This is a genomic window from Sodalinema gerasimenkoae IPPAS B-353, from assembly GCF_009846485.1.
Taxonomy (GTDB): domain Bacteria; phylum Cyanobacteriota; class Cyanobacteriia; order Cyanobacteriales; family Geitlerinemataceae; genus Sodalinema; species Sodalinema gerasimenkoae.
Window position 1 is genome coordinate 1,003,258 of record NZ_ML776472.1, and the last position, 20,465, is coordinate 1,023,722.

14 protein-coding genes are annotated in these 20,465 nt (G+C 52.3%); 6 read left to right on the forward strand and 8 right to left on the reverse strand.

What is annotated here, in order from left to right; translation table 11 throughout:
- Positions 1–192: 192 nt before the first annotated feature.
- Entirely contained in the window at positions 193–537 is a 345-nt protein-coding gene (locus L855_RS04415; protein WP_159784653.1) for a DUF4870 domain-containing protein, read from the forward strand.
- An 8-nt stretch (positions 538–545) separates the two neighbouring features.
- Here the strand turns inward: L855_RS04415 and L855_RS04420 are convergent, their stop codons facing one another.
- The 4 genes from L855_RS04420 to L855_RS04435 all read right to left on the reverse strand — a co-directional run bounded on the left by L855_RS04420 (position 546) and on the right by L855_RS04435 (position 10,259).
- Complete coding sequence (locus L855_RS04420; protein ID WP_159784656.1) at positions 546–1,124, reverse strand: hypothetical protein; 579 nt, start codon at positions 1,122–1,124, stop codon at positions 546–548.
- A 218-nt stretch (positions 1,125–1,342) separates the two neighbouring features.
- Positions 1,343–2,269, reverse strand: a complete 927-nt coding sequence (locus L855_RS04425) for a ParA family protein (RefSeq protein WP_159784659.1) — start codon at positions 2,267–2,269, stop codon at positions 1,343–1,345.
- Positions 2,270–2,344: 75 nt separating this feature from the next.
- Positions 2,345–4,051, reverse strand: a complete 1,707-nt coding sequence (locus L855_RS04430; RefSeq protein ID WP_425500556.1) for an ABC transporter permease — start codon at positions 4,049–4,051, stop codon at positions 2,345–2,347.
- A gap of 52 nt (positions 4,052–4,103) precedes the next feature.
- Positions 4,104–10,259: a DUF4347 domain-containing protein gene (locus L855_RS04435; protein WP_159784665.1), complete on the reverse strand. Its 6,156-nt coding sequence runs from the start codon at positions 10,257–10,259 to the stop codon at positions 4,104–4,106.
- A gap of 502 nt (positions 10,260–10,761) precedes the next feature.
- Between L855_RS04435 and miaB the strand changes: the two genes are divergently transcribed.
- Both miaB and L855_RS04445 read left to right on the forward strand, forming a co-directional pair.
- A complete protein-coding gene (miaB, locus tag L855_RS04440) occupies positions 10,762–12,111 on the forward strand; it encodes a tRNA (N6-isopentenyl adenosine(37)-C2)-methylthiotransferase MiaB (protein WP_159784668.1) in 1,350 nt (449 codons plus the stop codon).
- A 383-nt stretch (positions 12,112–12,494) separates the two neighbouring features.
- Positions 12,495–13,739: a glycosyltransferase gene (locus L855_RS04445; RefSeq protein WP_159784671.1), complete on the forward strand. Its 1,245-nt coding sequence runs from the start codon at positions 12,495–12,497 to the stop codon at positions 13,737–13,739.
- A gap of 175 nt (positions 13,740–13,914) precedes the next feature.
- On the opposite strand, the gene L855_RS04450 is transcribed toward L855_RS04445, so the two are convergent.
- Both L855_RS04450 and thrC read right to left on the reverse strand, forming a co-directional pair.
- Positions 13,915–14,190 carry a MoaD/ThiS family protein gene (locus tag L855_RS04450; RefSeq protein WP_159784674.1) on the reverse strand — a complete coding sequence of 92 codons (276 nt, stop codon included), beginning with the start codon at positions 14,188–14,190 and terminating at the stop codon, positions 13,915–13,917.
- A gap of 55 nt (positions 14,191–14,245) precedes the next feature.
- Entirely contained in the window at positions 14,246–15,550 is a 1,305-nt protein-coding gene (gene thrC / locus L855_RS04455; RefSeq protein WP_159784677.1) for a threonine synthase, read from the reverse strand.
- A gap of 531 nt (positions 15,551–16,081) precedes the next feature.
- Here thrC and L855_RS04460 point away from each other — a divergent pair.
- On the forward strand, positions 16,082–18,325 hold the full coding sequence (locus L855_RS04460; RefSeq protein ID WP_159784680.1) for a putative bifunctional diguanylate cyclase/phosphodiesterase: 2,244 nt from the start codon (positions 16,082–16,084) through the stop codon (positions 18,323–18,325).
- On the opposite strand, the gene L855_RS04465 is transcribed toward L855_RS04460, so the two are convergent.
- The gene (locus L855_RS04465) at positions 18,296–19,069 is read right to left on the reverse strand and encodes an energy-coupling factor ABC transporter ATP-binding protein (RefSeq protein ID WP_246198728.1); all 774 of its coding nucleotides are present in this window, start codon (positions 19,067–19,069) and stop codon (positions 18,296–18,298) included. The two genes, L855_RS04460 and L855_RS04465, sit on opposite strands and share 30 nt — an antisense overlap.
- 105 nt (positions 19,070–19,174) lie before the next feature.
- On the opposite strand from L855_RS04465, the gene rpmF reads away from it, so the two are divergent.
- Positions 19,175–19,354 carry a 50S ribosomal protein L32 gene (gene rpmF / locus L855_RS04470; RefSeq protein ID WP_159784686.1) on the forward strand — a complete coding sequence of 60 codons (180 nt, stop codon included), beginning with the start codon at positions 19,175–19,177 and terminating at the stop codon, positions 19,352–19,354.
- Between the two features lie 91 nt (positions 19,355–19,445).
- Here rpmF and L855_RS04475 read toward each other — a convergent pair whose 3' ends face one another.
- Positions 19,446–19,604 (reverse strand): hypothetical protein, encoded by a 159-nt coding sequence (locus L855_RS04475; RefSeq protein WP_159784689.1) that lies wholly within the window; start codon positions 19,602–19,604, stop codon positions 19,446–19,448.
- A gap of 459 nt (positions 19,605–20,063) precedes the next feature.
- On the opposite strand from L855_RS04475, the gene L855_RS04480 reads away from it, so the two are divergent.
- Positions 20,064–20,453: a hypothetical protein gene (locus tag L855_RS04480; RefSeq protein ID WP_159784692.1), complete on the forward strand. Its 390-nt coding sequence runs from the start codon at positions 20,064–20,066 to the stop codon at positions 20,451–20,453.
- Positions 20,454–20,465 lie beyond the last annotated feature (12 nt).

Here is a 20,465-nt window from a genome sequence, read left to right on the forward strand (position 1 = left end):
ACCCACTTCAACGGCAAGACACTATAGCAATCGAAGATTGCCTGATTGACACTCAGCAAGGATACTCTGAGTTGGAAGAGAATCTCCTACCTATTGCCTATTGCCTATTGCCTATTGCCTATTGCCTACTGCCTATTGCCTATTGCCTTCTTCTCCCCCATTTTTTGTCCTATTCAGACCAACTTTTGCTATATGAATCCTGACCAACGCAAACTTCTGTCGATCCTCTGTCATGCCTCGGTCTTTTTCTCTTGGACATTATTTGCCCTAGGGATTCCCGTGGGCTTATTTCTATTGGTAGAGGATCAAGCCGTTAAAGATAATGCCCGCGAGGTGCTTAATTTTTACATTAACCTATTTATTTACAGCGTGTTAATCGGCATTCTTTGGGCATTAGTCATCACCATTCCCGTGGCGTTTGTTGTAGGAATTCTGGTGGCGATTGGTAGCATAGTCTTGCCAATTCTGGCGATTCTTCAAGTGGCCAGCAACCCTGAACAGTCCTACCGCTACCCTTTCATTATTCATCTCCTTTAGACCCAGGGCTAACGCAAACTGAAGGAGCTGAAGAAACGCTGGGCATTGTCTGACCAATTACCGGCATTGCGGCTCTGAGGTGTGACGATAATCTGATAGAGTCGCTCATTCACCAGGTAAAAATGGGCATAGCCGGATAGGCCATTGGGGGTCACATACTCCACTCTTAATCCAGGGTAGCCTTGTAAACGGCGAGATTGGCTCACCACATCCCGAGCCTGAATCCCGCCAAGAAAGCCCTCCTTCACCGCCTGGAGAAAGTCCGATGGCTCCCCAATACGGCTGATAAACTCCTGAGGATAGTCCGTATAACTAATCAGATATTCCGCTGACCCATCCTCGGACGCAAAGGCATACTGGGTGGTTGACTCTCCCGGTAACTCAACCCTCTGCTGCATTCGCTCCGGTTGCTGAGGAAACAGAACCTCAAACCGCCCTTCTCGGGACTGAAAGGGACGCCAGGAGTCTGAACCTTGGGCCACTGGCTCTAAATAGGCAAATGACCCCAGGGCCTGTTGAGCAAGGCTGGGGGTTAGGCTCACCAGGAGCGTGAACAGTGACGTCAATAAGAGCCGCTTGGGGGTCATGAGAGTTGGGGGTTGGGTGAAAGGAAAAAACGCTATAGCAAACGTTGGTCTGAATCGGACAAAAAACAGGGGACAAGAAGGCAATAGGCAATAGGCAATAGGCAGCAGGCAATAGGCAGCAGGCAGCAGGCAATAGGCAGCAGGTAGGGGATTCTCTCCCAACTCAGAGTGTCTTAAGGCAATCTTCGATTGCTATACCATTGTTCGATAAGTCTAGTTTAATCTAATTTCGAGAGACGAACACTGCGGGCCGCCGGGGTTAAGGTTTGTAACTTCTGCAACAGTTCCTCGGTGACGGCTCGGAAGGCTTTGGACCCAGACGAGTTGGGATCGCTGAGAACCACGGGTTTGAAACTATCCACGGCTCGGGAGACGCTCACATCCATGGGAATCGAGGTTTTGAAGATTTGGGCTTCGTTGAACTCCTGACGCACCCGCTTCATCACTTGTTTGTAGTAACGTCCGGCGAGGATACTGCGGGACATGGTGAAAACAATGCCAATCAGTTGGGTTTGAACTTTTTTCTCGATTTGATGAATCTCAATTAGCTTTTTAACCTGCCGTTCTAGGAGCTGCATCCCAATATAAGAAAGGGGTTCAGGCTTCGCTGGAATGAGGTAAAAGTCACTACAAACAAGACTGCTGCGGGTGACGAGATTGTAGCTGGGGGCGCAGTCAAGGAGGATAAAGTCGTAGTGATCTACCACGGGTTTTAAGATGCCCCGCATGAGGGAGTCCTCAAAGGTGTTCCAGACCCCCTCAAAGTTCCGTTCTGGGTTGCGAATGGCTTTGCGATAGAGGACTTCAGAGACGAGGAAGTCGTTATAGAGGTCGATGTCTCCCGGAAGCACATCAATTCCTTGGAGGTTGCCGCCATAGGGGCGAATAATCTCCTGGACGGGGCTATGGTCGAGATCCCCGGTGATGGCTTTTTGCAGGAGATGTTTGAGGGTTCCTTTGTCTTTGCGGATTTTGGCGAAATCCGTGGGGGACATCAGGGACAAGGTGGCACTGACTTGGGGATCGAGATCCACCACCAGCACCCGTTGGCGGTGTTCTTTAGCTAAACACGCCGCCATATTGACGGTGAGGGTAGTTTTCCCCACGCCGCCTTTCATATTTGTTGTGGCAATTAGATAACCCATCCGTCAGTACACCGATTGCTGTTCGCACTTCAATCTAACAGATCGGCGATCGCCTGGGGTCATGGCTGTGGCAGTTCAGGATTGGTTCGGGCGATCGCGGGTGATTTGCCAGCTTAGGAAAATCACGGGAATCATGCCGATGAGGATGAGAGCTAAGGCGGGCCCCGAGGCTTGGGCCAGGCGCTCGTCGGAAGCGAGGTTGTAGACCCGGATGGCGAGGGTATCGAGGTTAAACGGACGAATAATCATGGTGGCGGGGAGTTCTTTCATCACATCCACGAAGAGAATCATGGCGGCGGTGAGAATCCCTCGCCAAAGGAGGGGGATATGGATTTGGGTTAGGGTGGCCAGAGGGCTATAGCCGAGGCTGCGGGAGGCTTCGTCGAGGTTGGGAGAAATCTTGGCCAGGCTGGATTGGATGCTGCCGAGGGAGACGGCGAGATAGCGGACGAGATAGGCAAAAATCAGGACGGTCATGGTGCCACTGAGGAGTAGGCCCGTGGAGATGTTGAAGTTCGCTTGCAGCCAACGGTCGATGGCGTTGTCTAAGGTTCCGACGGGGACCAGGACTCCGACGGCGATCGCCGACCCAGGGATGGCGTACCCCATGCCGGAAATGCGGGCGGCGGTTTTCATGAGTTGGGAGGGGTTCAGACGCAGGCCATAGGCGAGAATGAGGGTGATGATGACCCCAATGACAGCGGTCAGGCCCGAGAGAAGCAGACTGTTACGGGCAAAGTCCCAAAATCGCCCGCCGAAGGTGTCTTGGGCGTGGTTAATGGCCATCTGTAGCAGGACGGCGGCGGGGATGAGGAAGCCCAGGGTGATGGGAAGCAGACAGATGCCGCTGGCGAGGAGTCCTCGATGTCCTTGGAGGGAATAGCGAGCGGGGGGCTGGGAGTTGGCGGAGGCTTCGTAGTATTGGGCTTGACGACGCGATCGCTGTTCGAGCCAGAGTAGGGCGAAGACAAAGATTAAGAGGAAGGCGGCCAGTTGGCTGGCGGCGATGCGTTCTCCGAAGCCAAACCAGGTGCGGTAAATGCCGGTGGTGAAGGTATCAACGCTAAAATACTGGACGGTTCCGAAGTCGTTGAGGGTTTCCATCAGGGCCAGGGCGGTTCCAGCGGAGATCGCCGGACGAGCCAGAGGCAGGGCCACGGAGAAGAAACTCTGCCAGGGATTGGCTCCTAAGACACGACTGGCTTCGATGGTGCAGACGGATTGCTCCAGAAAGGCCACGCGGCTGAGGAGATAGACGTAGGGATAGAGCGTCAGGCTCAACAGGGCGATCGCCCCCCAAACAGAGCGGATATTGGGAAACCAATAGTCTCCAAACCCCCAACCGGTCAGACTGCGTAGGGTGGTTTGTACCGGGCCGGCAAAGTCGAGAAATTCCGTATAGGTGTAGGCCAGCACATAGGCCGGGGCCGCGAGGGGTAGTAATAGGGCCCATTCCAAGATGCGCCGTCCGGGGAACTCACAGGCCGCCACCAGCCAAGCGGTGATGACTCCGATGACAATGACCAGGACGCCCACCCCAATCATTAATATCAAGGTGTTTTCGATATAGCGACCGAGAACCGTGGCGATGAGATGCTGCCACATCTCGCGCCGGTCTGTGAGGAGGCTAGTTAGGATAAACACAATGGGAGAAGCAACGGCCAAGGCAATGGCGATCGCCACCCCAGTCCAGAGTGACGCACCCGACCCGACCTGGGGGCTGTACTTGCGAAATGCTTGCAACATTCCAATCCAATAAAGAGAAACAGAAAAGGAGGACATGAGACCCATATCCCAAGATTTGACTCAAGACCGGGTCTCATCCCTCCCTAGCTTATCGGAAAGTAATGTCATTAACTTGCTCAATTCCCACATCCACCAAAATGGCAATGGTTTGTCCATTTCGCTGGAGTAGGGTCTGTCCATCCCGAGTGCCAAAGGTCAATTGGTCTTGGGTGATGCCATCAAAGAGGACAAAGGCATCTTGAGCGATATCGAAGTCCAGGATGAGGTTATTTTCCGCCTCATTGGTAATGGCGAAACCATTTTGACCGCCCCCGCCGACGAGGGTATCGTTACCCCGCTGTCCAAACAGGAGGTCATCCCCTTCATCGCCGAAGAGTAGGGAGTTACCCCGACCACTGTAGAGGGTGTCATCTCCCTGACCACCGTAGAGGGTGTTGTTACCGCCATTGCCGAACAGGACATCATTGCCCTGGCCACCATGGAGGAGGGCGTCCCCATTCCCGCCGGCCAGGGTATCGTTGCCCCGTTGACCGAAGATGACATTCCGACCGGCTTCCCCGAAGGCAATGACATCACCACTGCCACCAAAGATGGTGTCATTGCCGAGGCCGCCTTGGAAGGTATCTTGACCGCCATTCCCGAACATGAGGTTATTTCCGGCAGCTCCAATTAGGAGGTTATCTCCCTGGGCCGGGTCAGCGGGATTACCATTCCCAGCCACGAGGGTATCGTTGCCCCCGCCTCCACAGAGGGTATCGTTGCCATGACCGCCAAAGAGCAGGTCATCGCCACCCCCACCCCAGACGATGTCATCGCCGCTGCCGCCGCGAATCGTGTCGTTGCCTCCTTCTCCCACGAGGCTGTCATCCCCAGACCCACCGAGAACCAGGTTATTGCCCTCTCCGGTGAAGATGAGGTTATTGCCGTCATTGTCGTTGACGAGAGGGTTGCCGTTAGCCGCCACGAGGGTATCGTTACCGCCCCCGCCATGGATGGTGTCGTTGCCGCGATCGCCGAAAATCAAGTCCTCGCCATCGCCGCCAAAGATGAGGTCATCGCCATCGCCCCCATAGAGACTATCGCCTCCATGACCGGCGAGGATGAGATCGTTGCCCTGATTGCCCGTGAGGACATTCCCCTGAGAGTTCTCCACCGAGAGACTGCGGGGACTGCCCAGGAGGGTATCATCGCCGAACTCTCCTTTGAGGGTATCGGACCCCTGACCGCCATACATTAGGTCGTCATCCTGTCCGCCGAAGGCCAGGTTATTGCCGTTGCCGGTGAAGATGGTGTCATCCCCCCGGTTACCGAAGATGAGGTCATTGCCATTCCCGCCATAAATGAGGTCTGGGCCATCCTCATCAATCATGGCCGGGTCGAGGGACCCGCCCACGAGAGTATTGTTGCCCTGATTGCCGTAGAGGGTGTCACTGCCGCGATCGCCGAACAGCATATCATCGCCGGACCCGCCATCGAGCCAGTCATCATCATCGCCGCCAAACAGGGTGTCATTGCCTGCTCCGCCAAAGAGGACATCATTCCCCTGATTCCCCGAAAGGAGATCCCCCTCACTAATGGGGTCTGAATCCGGGGTAGAGTCGGGCTGAGTATCGGGCTGAGGGTCGGGTTGGGGGGCCGGTTCGGGTTCCGGTTCGGGGTCTTCCAGTTCCGCTTCCGGTTCTTCTGGGGAGTCCGCCTCCGGTTCGCGGGAGTCTTCTAACCCAGCTAACTCCTCGAAGCTGAGTTCTGGCAGTTCCATCTCCTCGACGTCTTCGATGACATCGTTGATGGCCGGGAGTGTTTCCTCCTCAGAGATGGCTTCAACGGTGTCAGGACTGCCGACGAGGGTATCGTTGCCCGACTCTCCTTTGAGGGTGTCGCTACCGGCATCGCCATAAATCAGGTCATCCCCTTGGCCACCAAAGATGATGTCATCCCCATCGCCACCGGAGAGGCTGTTTTGGCCTAAATTGCCAAAGATGGTGTCGTTGCCTGCATCCCCATAAATCAGATCATCACTGCCTTCAAAATCAGGGGTACGATTTTGCGGGCCACCGCCGATGATGTCGTCGCCAGGGCCGCCGGAGATGGTATCGTTGCCGCGATCGCCCCAAATGACGTTATTGCCGCCACGACCGAGAATCAGGTCATCATCACGACCACCATAGATAGTATCGGAGCCGAGATGACCCAGGAGGGTATCATCCCCAGCATTTCCGGCCAGGACATTATGACCGCCACCGGTGACGATGAAATCATGGCCATCGCCACCGCGTATTTGGTCATCGCCAGCACTGCCGCGAATATCGTTATCTTCGGGCCCGCCCACTACCGTATGGCCGCCATTGTCCTCGGAGGTTTCGCGGCTATTGAGTTGTTCTAACCCATCCACTTCTAACACCGGTAAGGAGTCCGGCATCCGACGGCGGATGTCTGGTAACTCGGCTAACTGGGGAATCTCGGGTTTTTCGGGTTTAGGCGGACAGAACACGCGAGGAACGGGGTCAGGTTCGGGTTCGGGTTCGGGTTCTGGGCTAGGACTAGGACTGGGACTGGGACGGCGGTTGTCTTCGGGTTCGGGTTCGGGTTCGGGTTCGGGGGAAGGTGAGGGGGTGGGGGTGGGCGATGGGAAGAAGATGGGGGTCGGAGAGGGAGGAGTGCTTCCTCGCAAGGTAACTCGTCCGGGGGTTGGGTCGATTCCGCCATTATTATCAATGGCAGAATAGGTAAAGCTGACATCTCCAATCCCTGAACCGGCTCGGAAAAAGAGCTGTCCGAGTTGAGTCGGACTTAAAATTTGCCCAGCTCGGACGGGAGTTCCCCCATCCCGAGGATTGCCTAGAAATAGGGTTCCATTGTTAGGCACACTGTTAATGAGGTAGTTTGCAACCTCACCATCAGGGTCACTTCCCCCCAGTCCGGTCAGTTGTTTGACTTCCCCAGCTTCCGGAGAGTTCAGGTTAACATCATCCGTATCTGGGAGGCTGTTGACCGGATTCAGGGTGACCGTTGCTGGACTCTCATCGACGGCCACATTATTATCGACAGCTTTGTATGTGAAGGTAACAGATTCGTCTGTGAAGCTATCGTCAGGTTGGAAATAGATATTATTAATCTGGTTAGCTGGAATTACGTTGTTGTCATCATTCAACAGCGTACCACCGCTATTCGGATCGCCAACATATAAGGTTCCGTTCTCTGGAAACTTGGTAATTCGAAATTCCGTCACCTCACCATCGGGGTCGTTCCCACCCAAGCCAGTTAAACGAGTAGCGGTTCCACGAGGAATGTTATTAGTGACAGGATTCGTTGTTGGGGGAATGTTTTCCGGTTCAGTTTTTAACCAAACTGTCGCTGGGGTTGGGTCTTCTTCACCGTCAGAGTCCACTGCCGCATAGGTGAAGCTTATAGGTCCCGTAAAATTATCCTCGGGGGTGAATTTTAGGGTTGCTAGTTCAGCAGAAGTTAATTCCGGTAAATCATCACCCGTGTTAATAGTTGTAGGAATTCCGGCACTATTCGTGTATGACAACGTCCCACCCTCGGGTAGGCTCTTGATTTTAAACCTGAGAGTTGTATCATCATCCTCAATATCAGTACCACCAAGTCCTGTCAAATCTACCGCTTCGGTTGTCCCAGTAGCAAAACTGATAACTGAATCTTTAGTTTCCGGGGGAGCATTCCCTGACGTTAAGGTAATGGTTGCTGGGTCTGAGGTGGCTTGCCACTTATCGACAGTGACAAACTTAAAATCTGCTTCCCCCGTGAAGTCAGGATCAGCTCGGAAGAAAAGTTGACTACGTTGTTCGGGTGTGAGGGTGTTGTTTTCCCCTAACTTAATGGGCTGTCCCCCCGCTTCTGGGTCTCCGAGGTATAACACTCCAGCACTTGCCGGAGGAAGCTGGGTGATTCGATAATTCTTGACCTCACCATCGGTATCATTACCTTGAAGTAAACTTTCAGGAAGCTCGAAATCGGCACCGCGAGGAACTTCTTCAGTTTTATCTTCTGCTGTGGGAGGGTTATTTAAGGTGATGGTTGCTTGCCCAGACTCTCCGCCAAACCTATCAATCGCTGTGTATGTGAAAGATGACCCCTCAAAATCATCATCTGGCTCGAAGGTTAGCTGACCAATCTGGTTTGCGGGAATGGTAGCCTTGCCATCTGTAAAAGTTAGTTCTACCCCATTGAGTTTTAAAATGCCCCCACTAAGATCTGATTTATTGATGACATACTCTTTAATCGAGTCTCCATCTTCATCTGTCGCAATCATTCCCGTAATGGGAGTAATTCCGTCAACTGTCACAACTCCGTCTTCAGCCACCGGAGGCTCATTGGCAATCTCAACCGGCTCAGCTTCCTCTGTAATTTCGTAAACGAGTTCCCCCTCAACCTCAAAGACAAATCCAGATCCAGCAATATTGACCGTGACTCGATTAACAATCGGGTCGCCTGTTAGGTCTTCACGGTCTTGCACATCTGCCGTAATCCTGTAAACAGCTTCTTTTCCAGCGGGTAGCAAGGGGATGAGGTTCTGGTCAATTTCACCCGCTATGTTGACATAGTCCCATTCGGTTTCATCGTCACTATCAATAGTTCGTTTTTTCCTAGTCCAGGTGAAGTTTTCAATTCCGTCAGGAATTGGGTCAGAGACGCGGATGTTTGAGATACCAATACTTTCATTATTGGTAACTGTGATGGTGTAGGTGATGGTATCACCCCCATTCACTTCTGTGGGGTCAGCTTCTTTATTGACCACAATATCTGGCACAGCAGTTGGACCCGGAAGACTGGCAAAGTCAGAGAGGTTCGTGCCGTCAACGGAACCAAAATTGTAGCTGAATGCAGCACTCAAAGATGTGATCGCACCATCACTAATTGCAGCCCGAAAAGTGGAGGACTCCAAGCGATACATGGTTGTATCTGCATTGAAGAACAAATCTCCGTTAGCTGCAAATGCTAGGGAACCTGCCTGTCCGTTGGGATTGTTCCCTCCTGGAGTCTTTAAGTTTGCAAAGTGCTCAATAGTATTTTCCTCGAGATTCACGCGAAAAATTCTATAATCATTGGTTCCAGAACCTGCTTTTGATGTAAAGAATAAAACATTAGGATCATCCGGATCAAATGCTACATCTCCACCACCTTGAATAAGGCTGTTTGGTATAGAATCATCATCATCTCCAAACGATAATGACGTGACATCTATAATGTCTTCATCACCGAGGGTAATAATATCATCAGAATCATTAAATTCCGTAACATCAATCATATAGATTGACCGACTTTGTGGTGTCAAGGCATAGAGTTTATTGTCTGTCCCTTGACCTAACATTACAATGCTAGGCGTTCCGGTTATATTTTTTGCCCGGTCCTCACTAATTTGGAATCGACCAATCAAATTACTGACACCAGGATTAGATGGGTCAAACCTGTAAACTGGAATCAAGTTTGGTTCACCAATAGTGTTGTCAGCATCATCCGGATCGTTTATCCGGTTAACTAAACTTTCCGTTCCGGTGTAATACAAAACCCCATCCGTTCCACGGGAGAGTGCAAAAGTTCGTGCAGCTAGTTCAATGCTTGTCTGACCATTTTCAAATTTCTCAAGCTCACCCGTCTCGGGGTTGATGATATAAAGGTTCCCTGGGTTAAGATCATCCGTTGCATACAAAAAGTTCGGGATCGGGATAGGATCGAAACGTCCCGGATAACTTGCTAGGGTCTCCTCATGAAAGGGAAGAGTCACCCCCTCAGAACCCATCCCCCCGTCATTAGCACAGTTCTGGCTGGATTTAGGCCCAAGAATCCGGTCAAACTGCCAATTCCCTTGACCCACAACTTGCGTCGACGCCGCCACCGTCACCCCCAGCAGTTGATGGAGATGGCTGAGAAACTCCTCTCCCAGAGTTCCGGCAGCGGTGCGACAGCCGTAGAGAATCACCGAAGCTTGAGGCCTGAGGAGTCGTGACCATTGACGTAGCTGATGGGTCCACCTAGCCAAGTTCTGCCCCGTTAACCAGGTCTGACCCAACTGCACCCCCCCCGGCTGTCCGTGAGCCAGCAAATGGACCCGGTCGATGGTCTGATGCTGCTCAAGATAGTCGGAGATTTGGGCCAGGGGATGACCCTCCCCCGTCAATCTCAAAACCTGAGTCTGACTCACCGCCCCCTGGATTAACTGCTCTGGAGCCTCAATCGCGGTATCGAGGACAAGGAGGTGGCTGGATTGGTGATGCTGGGTCATGATTAGGGCTAAAAAAACTCTGGGTGTTTACACGAATACAGATCCCCAGGCTATGGGGGCAAATCTCCCGTAGTTACCAGGAGGACGGTTAAATGTACCGCCAATAAAAAACGCCTAGACAATCTCTGATTACGCAGGGAGGCTGTTCCAGACGACGGACGAATCCTCAGTAGATGCAGATAATGAGGATCTCTCTATTAGGACTATTTAGGACTGGATGACACCTTGATATCGGTGGCGATCACGTGCAAGCTCGATCACGCCTTCATCGGTTATAACCTACAGTTTTGGCAAATCCCAGAAAATCCGGACATTTATTATAAAGACTTAATAAAGTTTTTGCAAAGCTTCCCTGACTACGTAAAACTATCGATATTCTTTGCGTAAGACTACGGGTATACTCAGTCCAAGCCCAGGAAGCTCTCCCAGTTGCCAGGGCGATCGCCCCCCCAACTCGCTAAAATAAGGATTCCCTGAATACCTAACACCTGAACGAGACACCATGACCGTATCCCCCCGCCGCTATCACATCACCACCTTTGGCTGTCAGATGAACAAGGCCGACTCGGAACGGATGGCCGGGATTCTCGAAGCCCTCAACTTCCAAGCCACAGAAGACCCAAACCTGGCTGACCTCGTCCTCTACAACACCTGCACCATCCGCGACAACGCCGAACAAAAGGTCTATTCCTACCTCGGCCGCCAGGCTAAACGCAAACAAAACGACCCCAACCTCATCCTCGCTGTAGCCGGTTGTGTGGCCCAACAGGAAGGAGAAGCCCTAATGCGACGGGTTCCTGAACTGGACTTGGTAATGGGACCGCAACACGCTAATCGCCTGGGAGACCTCCTCGAACAGGTCTTTTCCGGTAGCCAAGTGGTGGCCACCGAACCGGTGCATATTATGGAGGACATCACCAAACCCCGCCGGGATAGCGCCGTGAGTGCTTGGGTGAATGTGATTTATGGCTGCAATGAACGCTGCACCTATTGCGTGGTCCCCAATGTGCGCGGCGTGGAACAGTCCCGCACCCCCGAGGCCATCCGCACGGAAATGGAGGAACTCGGACGACAAGGCTACAAGGAGGTCACCCTCCTCGGGCAAAATATTGATGCCTATGGCCGAGATCTCCCCGGTAGTACCCCCGAAGGACGACATCTGCATACTCTCACTGATTTACTCTACTTCGTCCATGATGTCCCCGGTATCGAACGCATCCGCTTCGCCACCAGTCACCCCCGCTACTTCACTGAACGGCTGATTCGCGCCTGTCAGGAACTTCCTAAAGTCTGCGAACATTTCCATATTCCCTTCCAATCGGGGGATAACCAGATTCTTAAAGCCATGGCCCGGGGCTATACCCATGAGAAGTATCGCCGCATTATCGACAAAATTCGCCACTATATGCCCGATGCAGCTATTAGTGCTGATGCTATTGTCGGCTTCCCCGGAGAAACCGAGGAACAGTTCCAAAACACCCTGGATTTAACTGCCGATATTGGTTTTGATATCCTCAACACCGCTGCCTACTCCCCCCGTCCCGGAACCCCCGCCGCTGACTGGGAAAATCAACTCAGCGATGAGGTGAAACAAGACCGCCTGCAACGGCTCAATCACTTGGTGAGTGTAAAAGCTGCCGAACGCTCTCAACGCTACGCCAACCGCGTTGAAGAGGTCTTAGTGGAAGAACAAAATTCCAAAGATCCCACTCAAGTGATGGGACGGACTCGGGGTAACCGCTTGACCTTCTTTGAAGGCAATTTAGAGGAATTAAAAGGGAAAATCGTGTCTGTGGAAATCTCAGAAGTTCGCCCCTTTAGTTTGACGGGCCGAGTTCTGGCCTTAGTCTAGTCTTAGGGGAACCGTGCCACTTTCTTCTGTGGTTCCCTGAAAACAGTTTACAGGGACTGAAAATGCTAGAATCGGTGGACCTGATGGGGCGATCGCTCCATCACCTCCCTCTCTGAACTCGAAGCTCTACTTCTGATGTTAGTTTTTTATCGCGGTGGACATATACATTAGGACAATATGGATGCTTAGAACTATTACCTCAAAATACGTTCATCCCTGACAATTGACAATTAACAATTGTCTAGCAGCCAGTCTTAATTGTCTATGATCCATTGCGAGCTAAGCTCAGCCTAATTTCAACTCAGAGTCTTGTTCCCTGAACAGTCTTCTGACCCCCCATTTGGAGTTGAGTTGCTGTCGCGTTTTACAAGGAATCCGAATCTATGGCTTCTGTACAGTCTATTGCCTTAATCTCGGTTCATGGCGATCCGGCGATCGAAATCGGGAAAGAAGAAGCTGGAGGACAAAATGTCTATGTTCGTCATGTCGGGGAAGCCCTAGCCCAGTTAGGCTGGCAGGTGGATATGTTTACCCGTAAAACAAATCCCAAGCAAGCGGATGTCATTGAGCATTCAGCCAACTGTCGCACCATTCGTCTGACGGCTGGCCCCGAATCCTTTATTCATCGGGATCTGATTTTTGACTATCTTCCCGAGTTTGTTAGGGCCGTTCAGCAGTATCAACGGGACTGCGGTCGCGAATACCGCCTGATTCACACCAACTACTGGCTCTCGGCTTGGGTGGGGATGCAGCTACGGAGTCGTCAGTCCCTAGTTCAGCTCCATACCCATCATTCTTTGGGTTCGGTGAAATATCGCTCCGTGCAGGATATTCCCGCCATTGCCCAAACCCGCTTAGCCACTGAAAAACGTTGCATTGAAACTGTTGACTGTGTCATCGCTACCAGTCCCCAGGAAGTGGAGGATATGCAGCGCGTGACGCCCTTGGGAAATCTGCAAATCATTCCCTGTGGTACAGATGTGGAGCGCTTTGGCTCCATTTCTAAGGAGGAGGCCCGCGCTCGATTGGGGATTGCCCCAGAGCAAAAACGACTGTTTTATGTGGGACGTTTTGATTTCCGCAAAGGGATTGAAACCCTGATTCGGGCCGCTGGGCGATCGCAGTTCCGGGATGACTCCAATTTCCGAGTGGTCATTGGAGGCGGTGCCCGTGCGGGCCACAAGGACGGCGATGAGCGCGATCGCCTCATGGCCTTAACTGAAGAGCTAGGAATTGCTCACTTCGTGGAGTTTGCCGGCCGCATTGACGATGACTTGATGAGTGCTTACTACGCGGCCGCCGATATCTGTGTGGTTCCGAGTCACTATGAACCCTTTGGCTTAGTGGCGATCGAGGCTATGGCCTGTGGAACGCCTCTTGTGGCCAGTGCCGTGGGGGGTCTCCAATACTCCATGATTCATGAAGAAACGGGGTTACTCGTCCCCGCCAAGGATGATGGGGCCTTCGCCGCCGCCTGCGATCGCATCCTCGCCAACCCCGACTGGCGCAACCAGTTAGGTGAGGCAGCTCGCCAACGGGTTCTCGACGAGTTCAGTTGGCAAGGGGTGGCTGAACACCTCAGCCAAGTCTACGACGAACTCTTACAGGAAACGGCAATCCCTGCCTAGGAGGGGAACCACGTAGCACGCCCTTGTGGCTGCCCGAGGACACGGAGGGAGAGGAGGGAGAGGAGGGAGAGAAGGGAAGAGTTCCCCATTCCCGTCTTCTCCCTTTTTGCCTTTTGCCTTTTGCCGTCTTCTCCCCTACTGCCTACTGCCTACTGCCTACTGCCTTTTCTTCCCCCTACCCCCCAGCCACCGCCGGCACAATACTCACCTCATCCCCATCATTGAGGGGAGTTTCCGTATTCTCCAGAAAGCGGATATCCTCACTATTGACATAGAAATTGAGGAAGCGGCGGGGTTTGCCCTGTTCATCACACAGACGGGCCTTAATCCCTGGACAAGACCCCTCCAGGGCATCAATTAACTCAGCAATACTCCCCGCTTCACAGTCAATTTTGGGGCGATCGCCCGTAAATTTTTGCAGGGGGGTGGGAATCAGAACTGTTACGGACATAACTCTACTCAACAAACAGTACAACAGAATTCATCAACTTAGTCGCGGGGTCGTCCTAGACCAAGACCTGCTGCCATTCCAGGCGGTTGAGGGTATGAGAGCGTTCTAAGGCCCGCTCAAAGGCATCGAGTTTAGGCTCAATCGTTAGAGGTTCGCCAATATAGCCTTGAACCGCCTCTTGCGTTTTCAAGCCATTACCGGTGATATAAGCCACCGTCACCTCGTCGGGGTCAATCTTGCCTGCTTCCACCAGTTTTTTCAGCGTTGCAATGGTGGTTCCACCGGCGGTTTCGGTGAAGATGCCTTCAGTTTCAGCTAGGAGTTTCATCCCGTCGATGATTTCAGCATCGGTCACCGATTCAATAGTGCCATTGGTTTTGTTGGCAACATCCACGGCGTAAATCCCATCAGCGGGGTTGCCAATGGCGATGGATTTGGCGATGGTGTTGGGTTTAACGGGGGCGATGAAGTCCCGTCCTTCCTTATAAGCTGTGGCGATGGGGGAACAGCCTTCCGCTTGGGCCCCACTGAAGCGCACATCTTTGGCATCCACTAGGCCGGTTTCGACGAACTCTTGGAAGCCCTTATAAATCTTGGTAAACAACGACCCTGAGGCTAGAGGGGCCACCACATGATCCGGCAGTTGCCAACCGAGTTGTTCGGCAACTTCAAAGCCGAGAGTTTTGGAGCCTTCAGAATAGTAGGGACGCAGGTTGATATTGACAAAGCCCCAGCCTTGGGTGTTGGCTACTTCCGAACAGAGGCGATTCACTTGGTCGTAGTTGCCTTTCACCGCCATTAGGGTGGGGTTGTAGATGAGGGTTCCTAGGATTTTGCCTGCTTCTAAGTCAGCGGGGATAAAGACGCAGCAGTCGAGGCCCGCATGGGCGGCGATCGCAGCGGTGGAGTTAGCGAGGTTCCCGGTACTGGCACAAGACACCGTAGAGAAGCCCAATTCACGAGCGCGAGTTAAGGCAACGGACACCACCCGATCTTTAAAGCTCAGGGTCGGCATATTGACCGCATCATTTTTAATATAAAGCTTTTTCAATCCCAAGCGACGAGCCAAACGATGGGCTTCCACCAGAGGCGTCATGCCCGTTCCCACATCAATGGGGGTATCGGTGTCCACCGGCAGGAAGGGCTTATAGCGCCAAATGGAGTGAGGACCGGCTTCGATGGTTTCGCGGCTCACCGTCTGGCGTAAAACATCATAGTCATATTTCACTTCCAGCGGACCAAAGCACTCATCACAGACATGCTTGGCGGTGGCCTCGTACTCGGTGCCGCATTCTTTGCATTTGAGTCCGGTGAATGCAGCGTTGGAGGCTTGTTTGAGGCGATCGATAGCTTGGGTCATGGGGGTCTCTACTTGTCTTAACTCAACCTGAATCGAAATCGTAACACGAGGATCAAGGGGCGTCAAACAATCCCGACTTTTTTTGTCGGGATTAAACATGAATTTGAGAATCGCCCTTCCCAATGGGACGTTGGAGACCGAACTGAACCGAGGTCATCATCGAGGTAATCATGTACAGAACCCCTGGCCCCACTTGGCAAGGACTATGATATGATGGGTTGTCGCAAAAAAACTTGTCGAAATAATCCAACAGAACTCGACACAAATTTGAGAGAACAGCCGTGAGCCGTTGATTGAGTCAGTTGCCAGGATGCGCTCAAGACGGTTCCGCCGAAATAGACGGTCAGAACCGTATCGTCTTCTGACCCTGTTTAGGGTGCTGAGTCAGATCCGCTTCACCGGGTCAGCTTGGATTGCGTGGCTTGAAAATGGTCAACCCATCAGGACTGTTAAAACGGATGTATGACTGTTAAAAGGGATATAGATTGTCAGTTAGACTCCCGCACAAACGCCATTCATCAAGGTTCTCCGGTGTTCGTATCTTTTTTTAACTATCCCTTCCTGCAACCATCGCAGCTTCCGTCTCACATCGACTTAGCGATTGAAACACCGAAAAACACCCAGTATGTCGCCAACTTAAAGCGCTGGTCACGGGGATGTGCCTATGGAGTCATCAGCTTAGGGATGTTGGTTCTACTGGGCTGGCTGTTTGATATTGGCCTCCTTAAAAGTGTTGCCCCCTCCTGGGTGACCATGAAGGTAAATACAGCCATTGGACTCGTTATCACCGGGTCTGCGCTCTTGGCGAGTCATCACCGCCTAAAATTTTGGGAGCTGACCGGGGCCTGGACAGTTTTGGCCCTAGGATTGCTGACAACGGCACAGTATGTCTTCGACATCAATTTAGGGATTGACGAAGCAATTTTTCCCGATGATCCCGATCCCGTTGCCACCTACGTTCCCGGGCGCATGGCCCTCAACACTGCCCTTGCCTTTTCTGCCCTGGGAATCAGCCTGGGGTATCAAGCCTTTCGTCGTTACCGACTGGCTCAATTTTTCGCCATTGTCACCTTGATGATCTCTTTTCTCGGGTGTCTGGGCTATGTTTTCAGCATTACCACCTTTTACGGTATTGGTCAGTTTACCGAGATGGCCTTACATACTGGATTGGCCTTTATTGTCCTATCTTTGGGGATTCTCGGCCGTTATCCCGATCGCGGTGGTATGGGAATCACCGTCAGTGAACTGGCTGGAGGAGCAACCATTCGCCGCTTGATTGGCTTAACCTTCATCTTACCCACCGTCGGCTGTGGGTTAGTCCTGTGGGGCAAACGGGCGGGCTTCTATGATGGGGAAGTGGGGTTAGTCCTGTTGAGCGTTGCCAGTGTCTTCGTCTTGGGAACCGTGATTTGGTGGAACGCCCGCACCATTGGGGCGACCGACTATCAAGCTCTCTATGACAACCTCACCGGACTCCCCAACCGCATTTTATTTCGCCAACAACTGAGCAACTGTTTACGGGAAGCCCGAGAACAGGACCAGTCCCTGGCGGTCTTTTTTATCGATATTGACTGCTTTAAGAAGATTAACGACACCCTCGGCCATGATATTGGCGATGAGGTGTTGCAGCTGGTGACTCGCCGTATCTTGGCGGAACTGCCCCCGCAAGCCAGTCTCTCCCGCTGGGGAGGGGATGAGTTTACCCTCCTGTTGCGGCATTCTGTAGATCGGCCCACCTGTGAACGCTTAGCCCGTCGGCTGGTGGGGGTTCTGAGTTTACCCTTTGATATTGAACCCTACTCCTGCTATGTCAGCGGTAGCATTGGCATTGCCAGTTATCCCCAAGATGGAGATGATGCCGCCAGTTTAATGAAACACGCCGATATTGCCTTGCACCGCTCAAAAGAGACAGGACGAGGCACGTTTCAGTTTTATCAACGAACCCTGGAGAATCCGGCTTATGATTTGTTGTTGTTGGAGCGAGAACTCCATCTAGCCGTCGAACAGCAACAGTTTGTCCTGTTGTATCAGCCGAAGCTATCGATTAAAACGGGACAATTGGCGGGGATGGAGGCTTTAATTCGTTGGAACTCTCCCCGGTTGGGCCAGGTGTCTCCTCAGGAGTTTATTGCCCTGGCTGAGGAAAACGGCTTAATTGTGCCCATTGGGGAGTGGGTGTTGTATCGAGCTTGTGAACAGATTCAGCGTTGGCGACAGGAGGGGTTTCCGGCGGTTCCTGTGGCGGTGAATTTGTCGGCTCGTCAGTTTTTACAAAGCAATTTGGTGCAAACGGTGCGACGGGTGTTGGAGACGACTCAGGTTTCGCCGGAGTATTTGGAACTCGAAATCACTGAAACCATCGCCATCCAAAATGTGGAACTGACTCAGGTGATTCTTCAGGAGTTACGAGAGATGGGGGTGAGGATTGCCCTGGATGATTTTGGTATGGGTTACTCGTCCTTGGCCTATCTCAAGAATTTTCCTCTCAATGCCCTGAAGATCGATCGCTCCTTTGTCCAGGATATTACGACTCAGCCGAGCGATCGCGCCATTGCTTCGGTAATTGTGGCCCTGGGCCGGGGACTGGGGATGAAGATTGTGGCCGAGGGGGTCGAAACCGTAGAACAAATGCAGGTGTTATCTGAGTTGGATTGTGATGAAATTCAGGGTTATTGGTTATCCCCCGCTCGCCCAGGAGAGGCGTTAGGGGAGATTTACGATCGCATTGCCGACTGTCAGCCTCAGTTACCGAGGAGGATGGGCCGAGAGTGCTGAGGGTTTCTCTAAGCCATGGGCCTCCATGAGGGGGCGATCGCCCATAATCTCGACTGGGGAACCATCGGCGATGATGGCCCCTTCATCGAGTAGCAGAACGCGATCGCACAACTCCAGGATTAACTCTAAATCATGGCTGGCAATCAGTAGGGTTTGCGAGGATTGGTGTAAAAACTCAATCAGACGACGGCGCGATCGCAAATCCAGATTGGCACTGGGTTCATCATAAAGAATCAGTTGCGGCTGCATGGCCAACACCCCCGCAATCGCCACCATACGCTTTTGCCCCCCAGACAAATGATGGGGCGGGCGATCGCGATACTCCAGAATCCCCAGTTGATCCAAGGTCTGATGCACTCGCTCCGTCACCTCCGCCTCGCTATAGCCGAGATTTTCCACCCCGAAGGCGACATCATCCCACACCGAGGGGGAAAACAGTTGATCATTGGGATTTTGAAACACTAAGCCCACATCGGGCCGGAACTCCCCAGGAACCACCGGTTTGCCAAACAAGCGCACCACTCCCGAACTCGGACGCAGCACTCCACAGATCGTTAAAAATAAGGTCGTTTTTCCCGCCCCGTTGGGGCCAATCACCCCCAGCCGCTCCCCGGGCTGAATCCTCAGGGTAATCTCATTTAAAACACAGGGAACATCGGGATAGGCAAAGAGCACCCTATCCAGGAATAGAGCCGCTTCTCCATGGGGCTGAGCATGGGCCTGAGGGTCAAAAAAGTTAGCCACAACAAATGGGATATCGACACAATCGGAAACAGGTGCATCAAAGTCGTCATTATGCTTTAAGATAGAAAGGTTTGGCAACCGTTTAAACAGAAGACAGTTACCGTTATGGCAGTCCCTAAGAAGAAAACTTCCAAAGCCAAGCGCAATCAGCGTCATGCCGTTTGGAAGCGCAAAGCCGCCCTCGAAGCCGAAAAAGCCCTTTCCTTGGGTAAGTCCGTTTTGACGGGCCGCTCTCGTGGCTTTGTTTATCCGACCAAAGACGACGAGGACGACGACGAAGAGTAAGTCCTCTCGGTCTCATGATGAGTTTCGGGCACGCAAAAACGAGGTTCTGCATCCGACAGAACCTCAAGTTCAACCCGACACACTTGGGCGATTAGTTTCTCGTGTTCATCCCAGCCGCCCAGCTAGACTGATAAGACTCCGCGAGGTCATCTAGAATGGGCAGGGCAATGACGCCACTGAGCAGCAGGCTAATACAACATAGGGAAAGCCAGCCTGGATAGGGAGAAGTTTTAAGCTTTGAATCTTTCATGGGTGCCTCCTGAAGGTTCCTAGTTTCGTCTAATGCCGGAAATTCCAAGACCGGTTCAGTCCATCGCTACTCGACCGGGAATCAAGAATTTGTGTGAGTCATCGTGATGTTCTAAGTGTTATCACGGACATTCTCCTCGCCAAGATAACGAACACTATCATAAAAGTCAAGGGGATAGTCCAGATAAATCGTTGACATGTACGGGAAAACACTTAGGTGGATGTGCTGGATCGGGTCTCTTGAATCTCTACTCTGTGATCTATTATCACTCAAGAATCCGTATTTTTACGGATGGCTTTCCTTTATATTAACATTTTTAATCCAAGGGGTAAGCGAGCCTAATTCATAGCGTTGTAGCGATTATTGTAACCAGATGAGAGCGGATACAACGAGCCGAAAACAAGACACTCAAGAGTTTTGCTACTGTTGAGTGTTGACGATATTACTGTTCATAAGTCTATGACTGACTTGGAGCGTCTTGAATCCCTGAAAGCCGGAGTCTTCAGTGCCATCATGGCGGTGTTGGTGGACAGTGCGGCGGCTATCTATCTCAGTTCTCGGGCCGGGGAACTGGGATTGCGTCTGGGGATTGTGGCCCTGAGTGGCTTTTTGTTTGGCGTTACCTATCGCTATGCCGTGCGCGGAGATTCTAACCCCCATCTTAAATCTGGGGTGATTGGGGCCTTTGGCTTAGTGCGTGGCTTGGCCCAACTAGAAGGATTAGAGATTCCCGAGGGCATCACGGCGATCGCCCTGTTATCCCTGTTTGAGAGTTTGGGCCTGTTTGGGATAGCTGGAATTGGCTTAGATTTCGCCCTGAAACGGCAGTGGGTGAAACCGATGTTGTAGGCAAACTGTTAC

Excerpts from the sequence above, each read along its gene's own strand:
- thrC (WP_159784677.1), bottom strand. The coding sequence starts at position 15,550 with ATGACCCAAGCTATCGATCGCCTCAAACAAGCCTCCAACGCTGCATTC.
- L855_RS04475 (WP_159784689.1), bottom strand. The coding sequence starts at position 19,604 with ATGAAAGATTCAAAGCTTAAAACTTCTCCCTATCCAGGCTGGCTTTCC.
- L855_RS04480 (WP_159784692.1), top strand. The coding sequence starts at position 20,064 with ATGACTGACTTGGAGCGTCTTGAATCCCTGAAAGCCGGAGTCTTCAGT.
- L855_RS04425 (WP_159784659.1), bottom strand. The coding sequence starts at position 2,269 with ATGGGTTATCTAATTGCCACAACAAATATGAAAGGCGGCGTGGGGAAA.
- rpmF (WP_159784686.1), top strand. The coding sequence starts at position 19,175 with ATGGCAGTCCCTAAGAAGAAAACTTCCAAAGCCAAGCGCAATCAGCGT.
- L855_RS04420 (WP_159784656.1), bottom strand. The coding sequence starts at position 1,124 with ATGACCCCCAAGCGGCTCTTATTGACGTCACTGTTCACGCTCCTGGTG.
- L855_RS04435 (WP_159784665.1), bottom strand. The coding sequence starts at position 10,259 with ATGACCCAGCATCACCAATCCAGCCACCTCCTTGTCCTCGATACCGCG.
- L855_RS04445 (WP_159784671.1), top strand. The coding sequence starts at position 12,495 with ATGGCTTCTGTACAGTCTATTGCCTTAATCTCGGTTCATGGCGATCCG.
- L855_RS04450 (WP_159784674.1), bottom strand. The coding sequence starts at position 14,190 with ATGTCCGTAACAGTTCTGATTCCCACCCCCCTGCAAAAATTTACGGGC.
- miaB (WP_159784668.1), top strand. The coding sequence starts at position 10,762 with ATGACCGTATCCCCCCGCCGCTATCACATCACCACCTTTGGCTGTCAG.
- L855_RS04430 (WP_425500556.1), bottom strand. The coding sequence starts at position 4,051 with ATGTCCTCCTTTTCTGTTTCTCTTTATTGGATTGGAATGTTGCAAGCA.
- L855_RS04415 (WP_159784653.1), top strand. The coding sequence starts at position 193 with ATGAATCCTGACCAACGCAAACTTCTGTCGATCCTCTGTCATGCCTCG.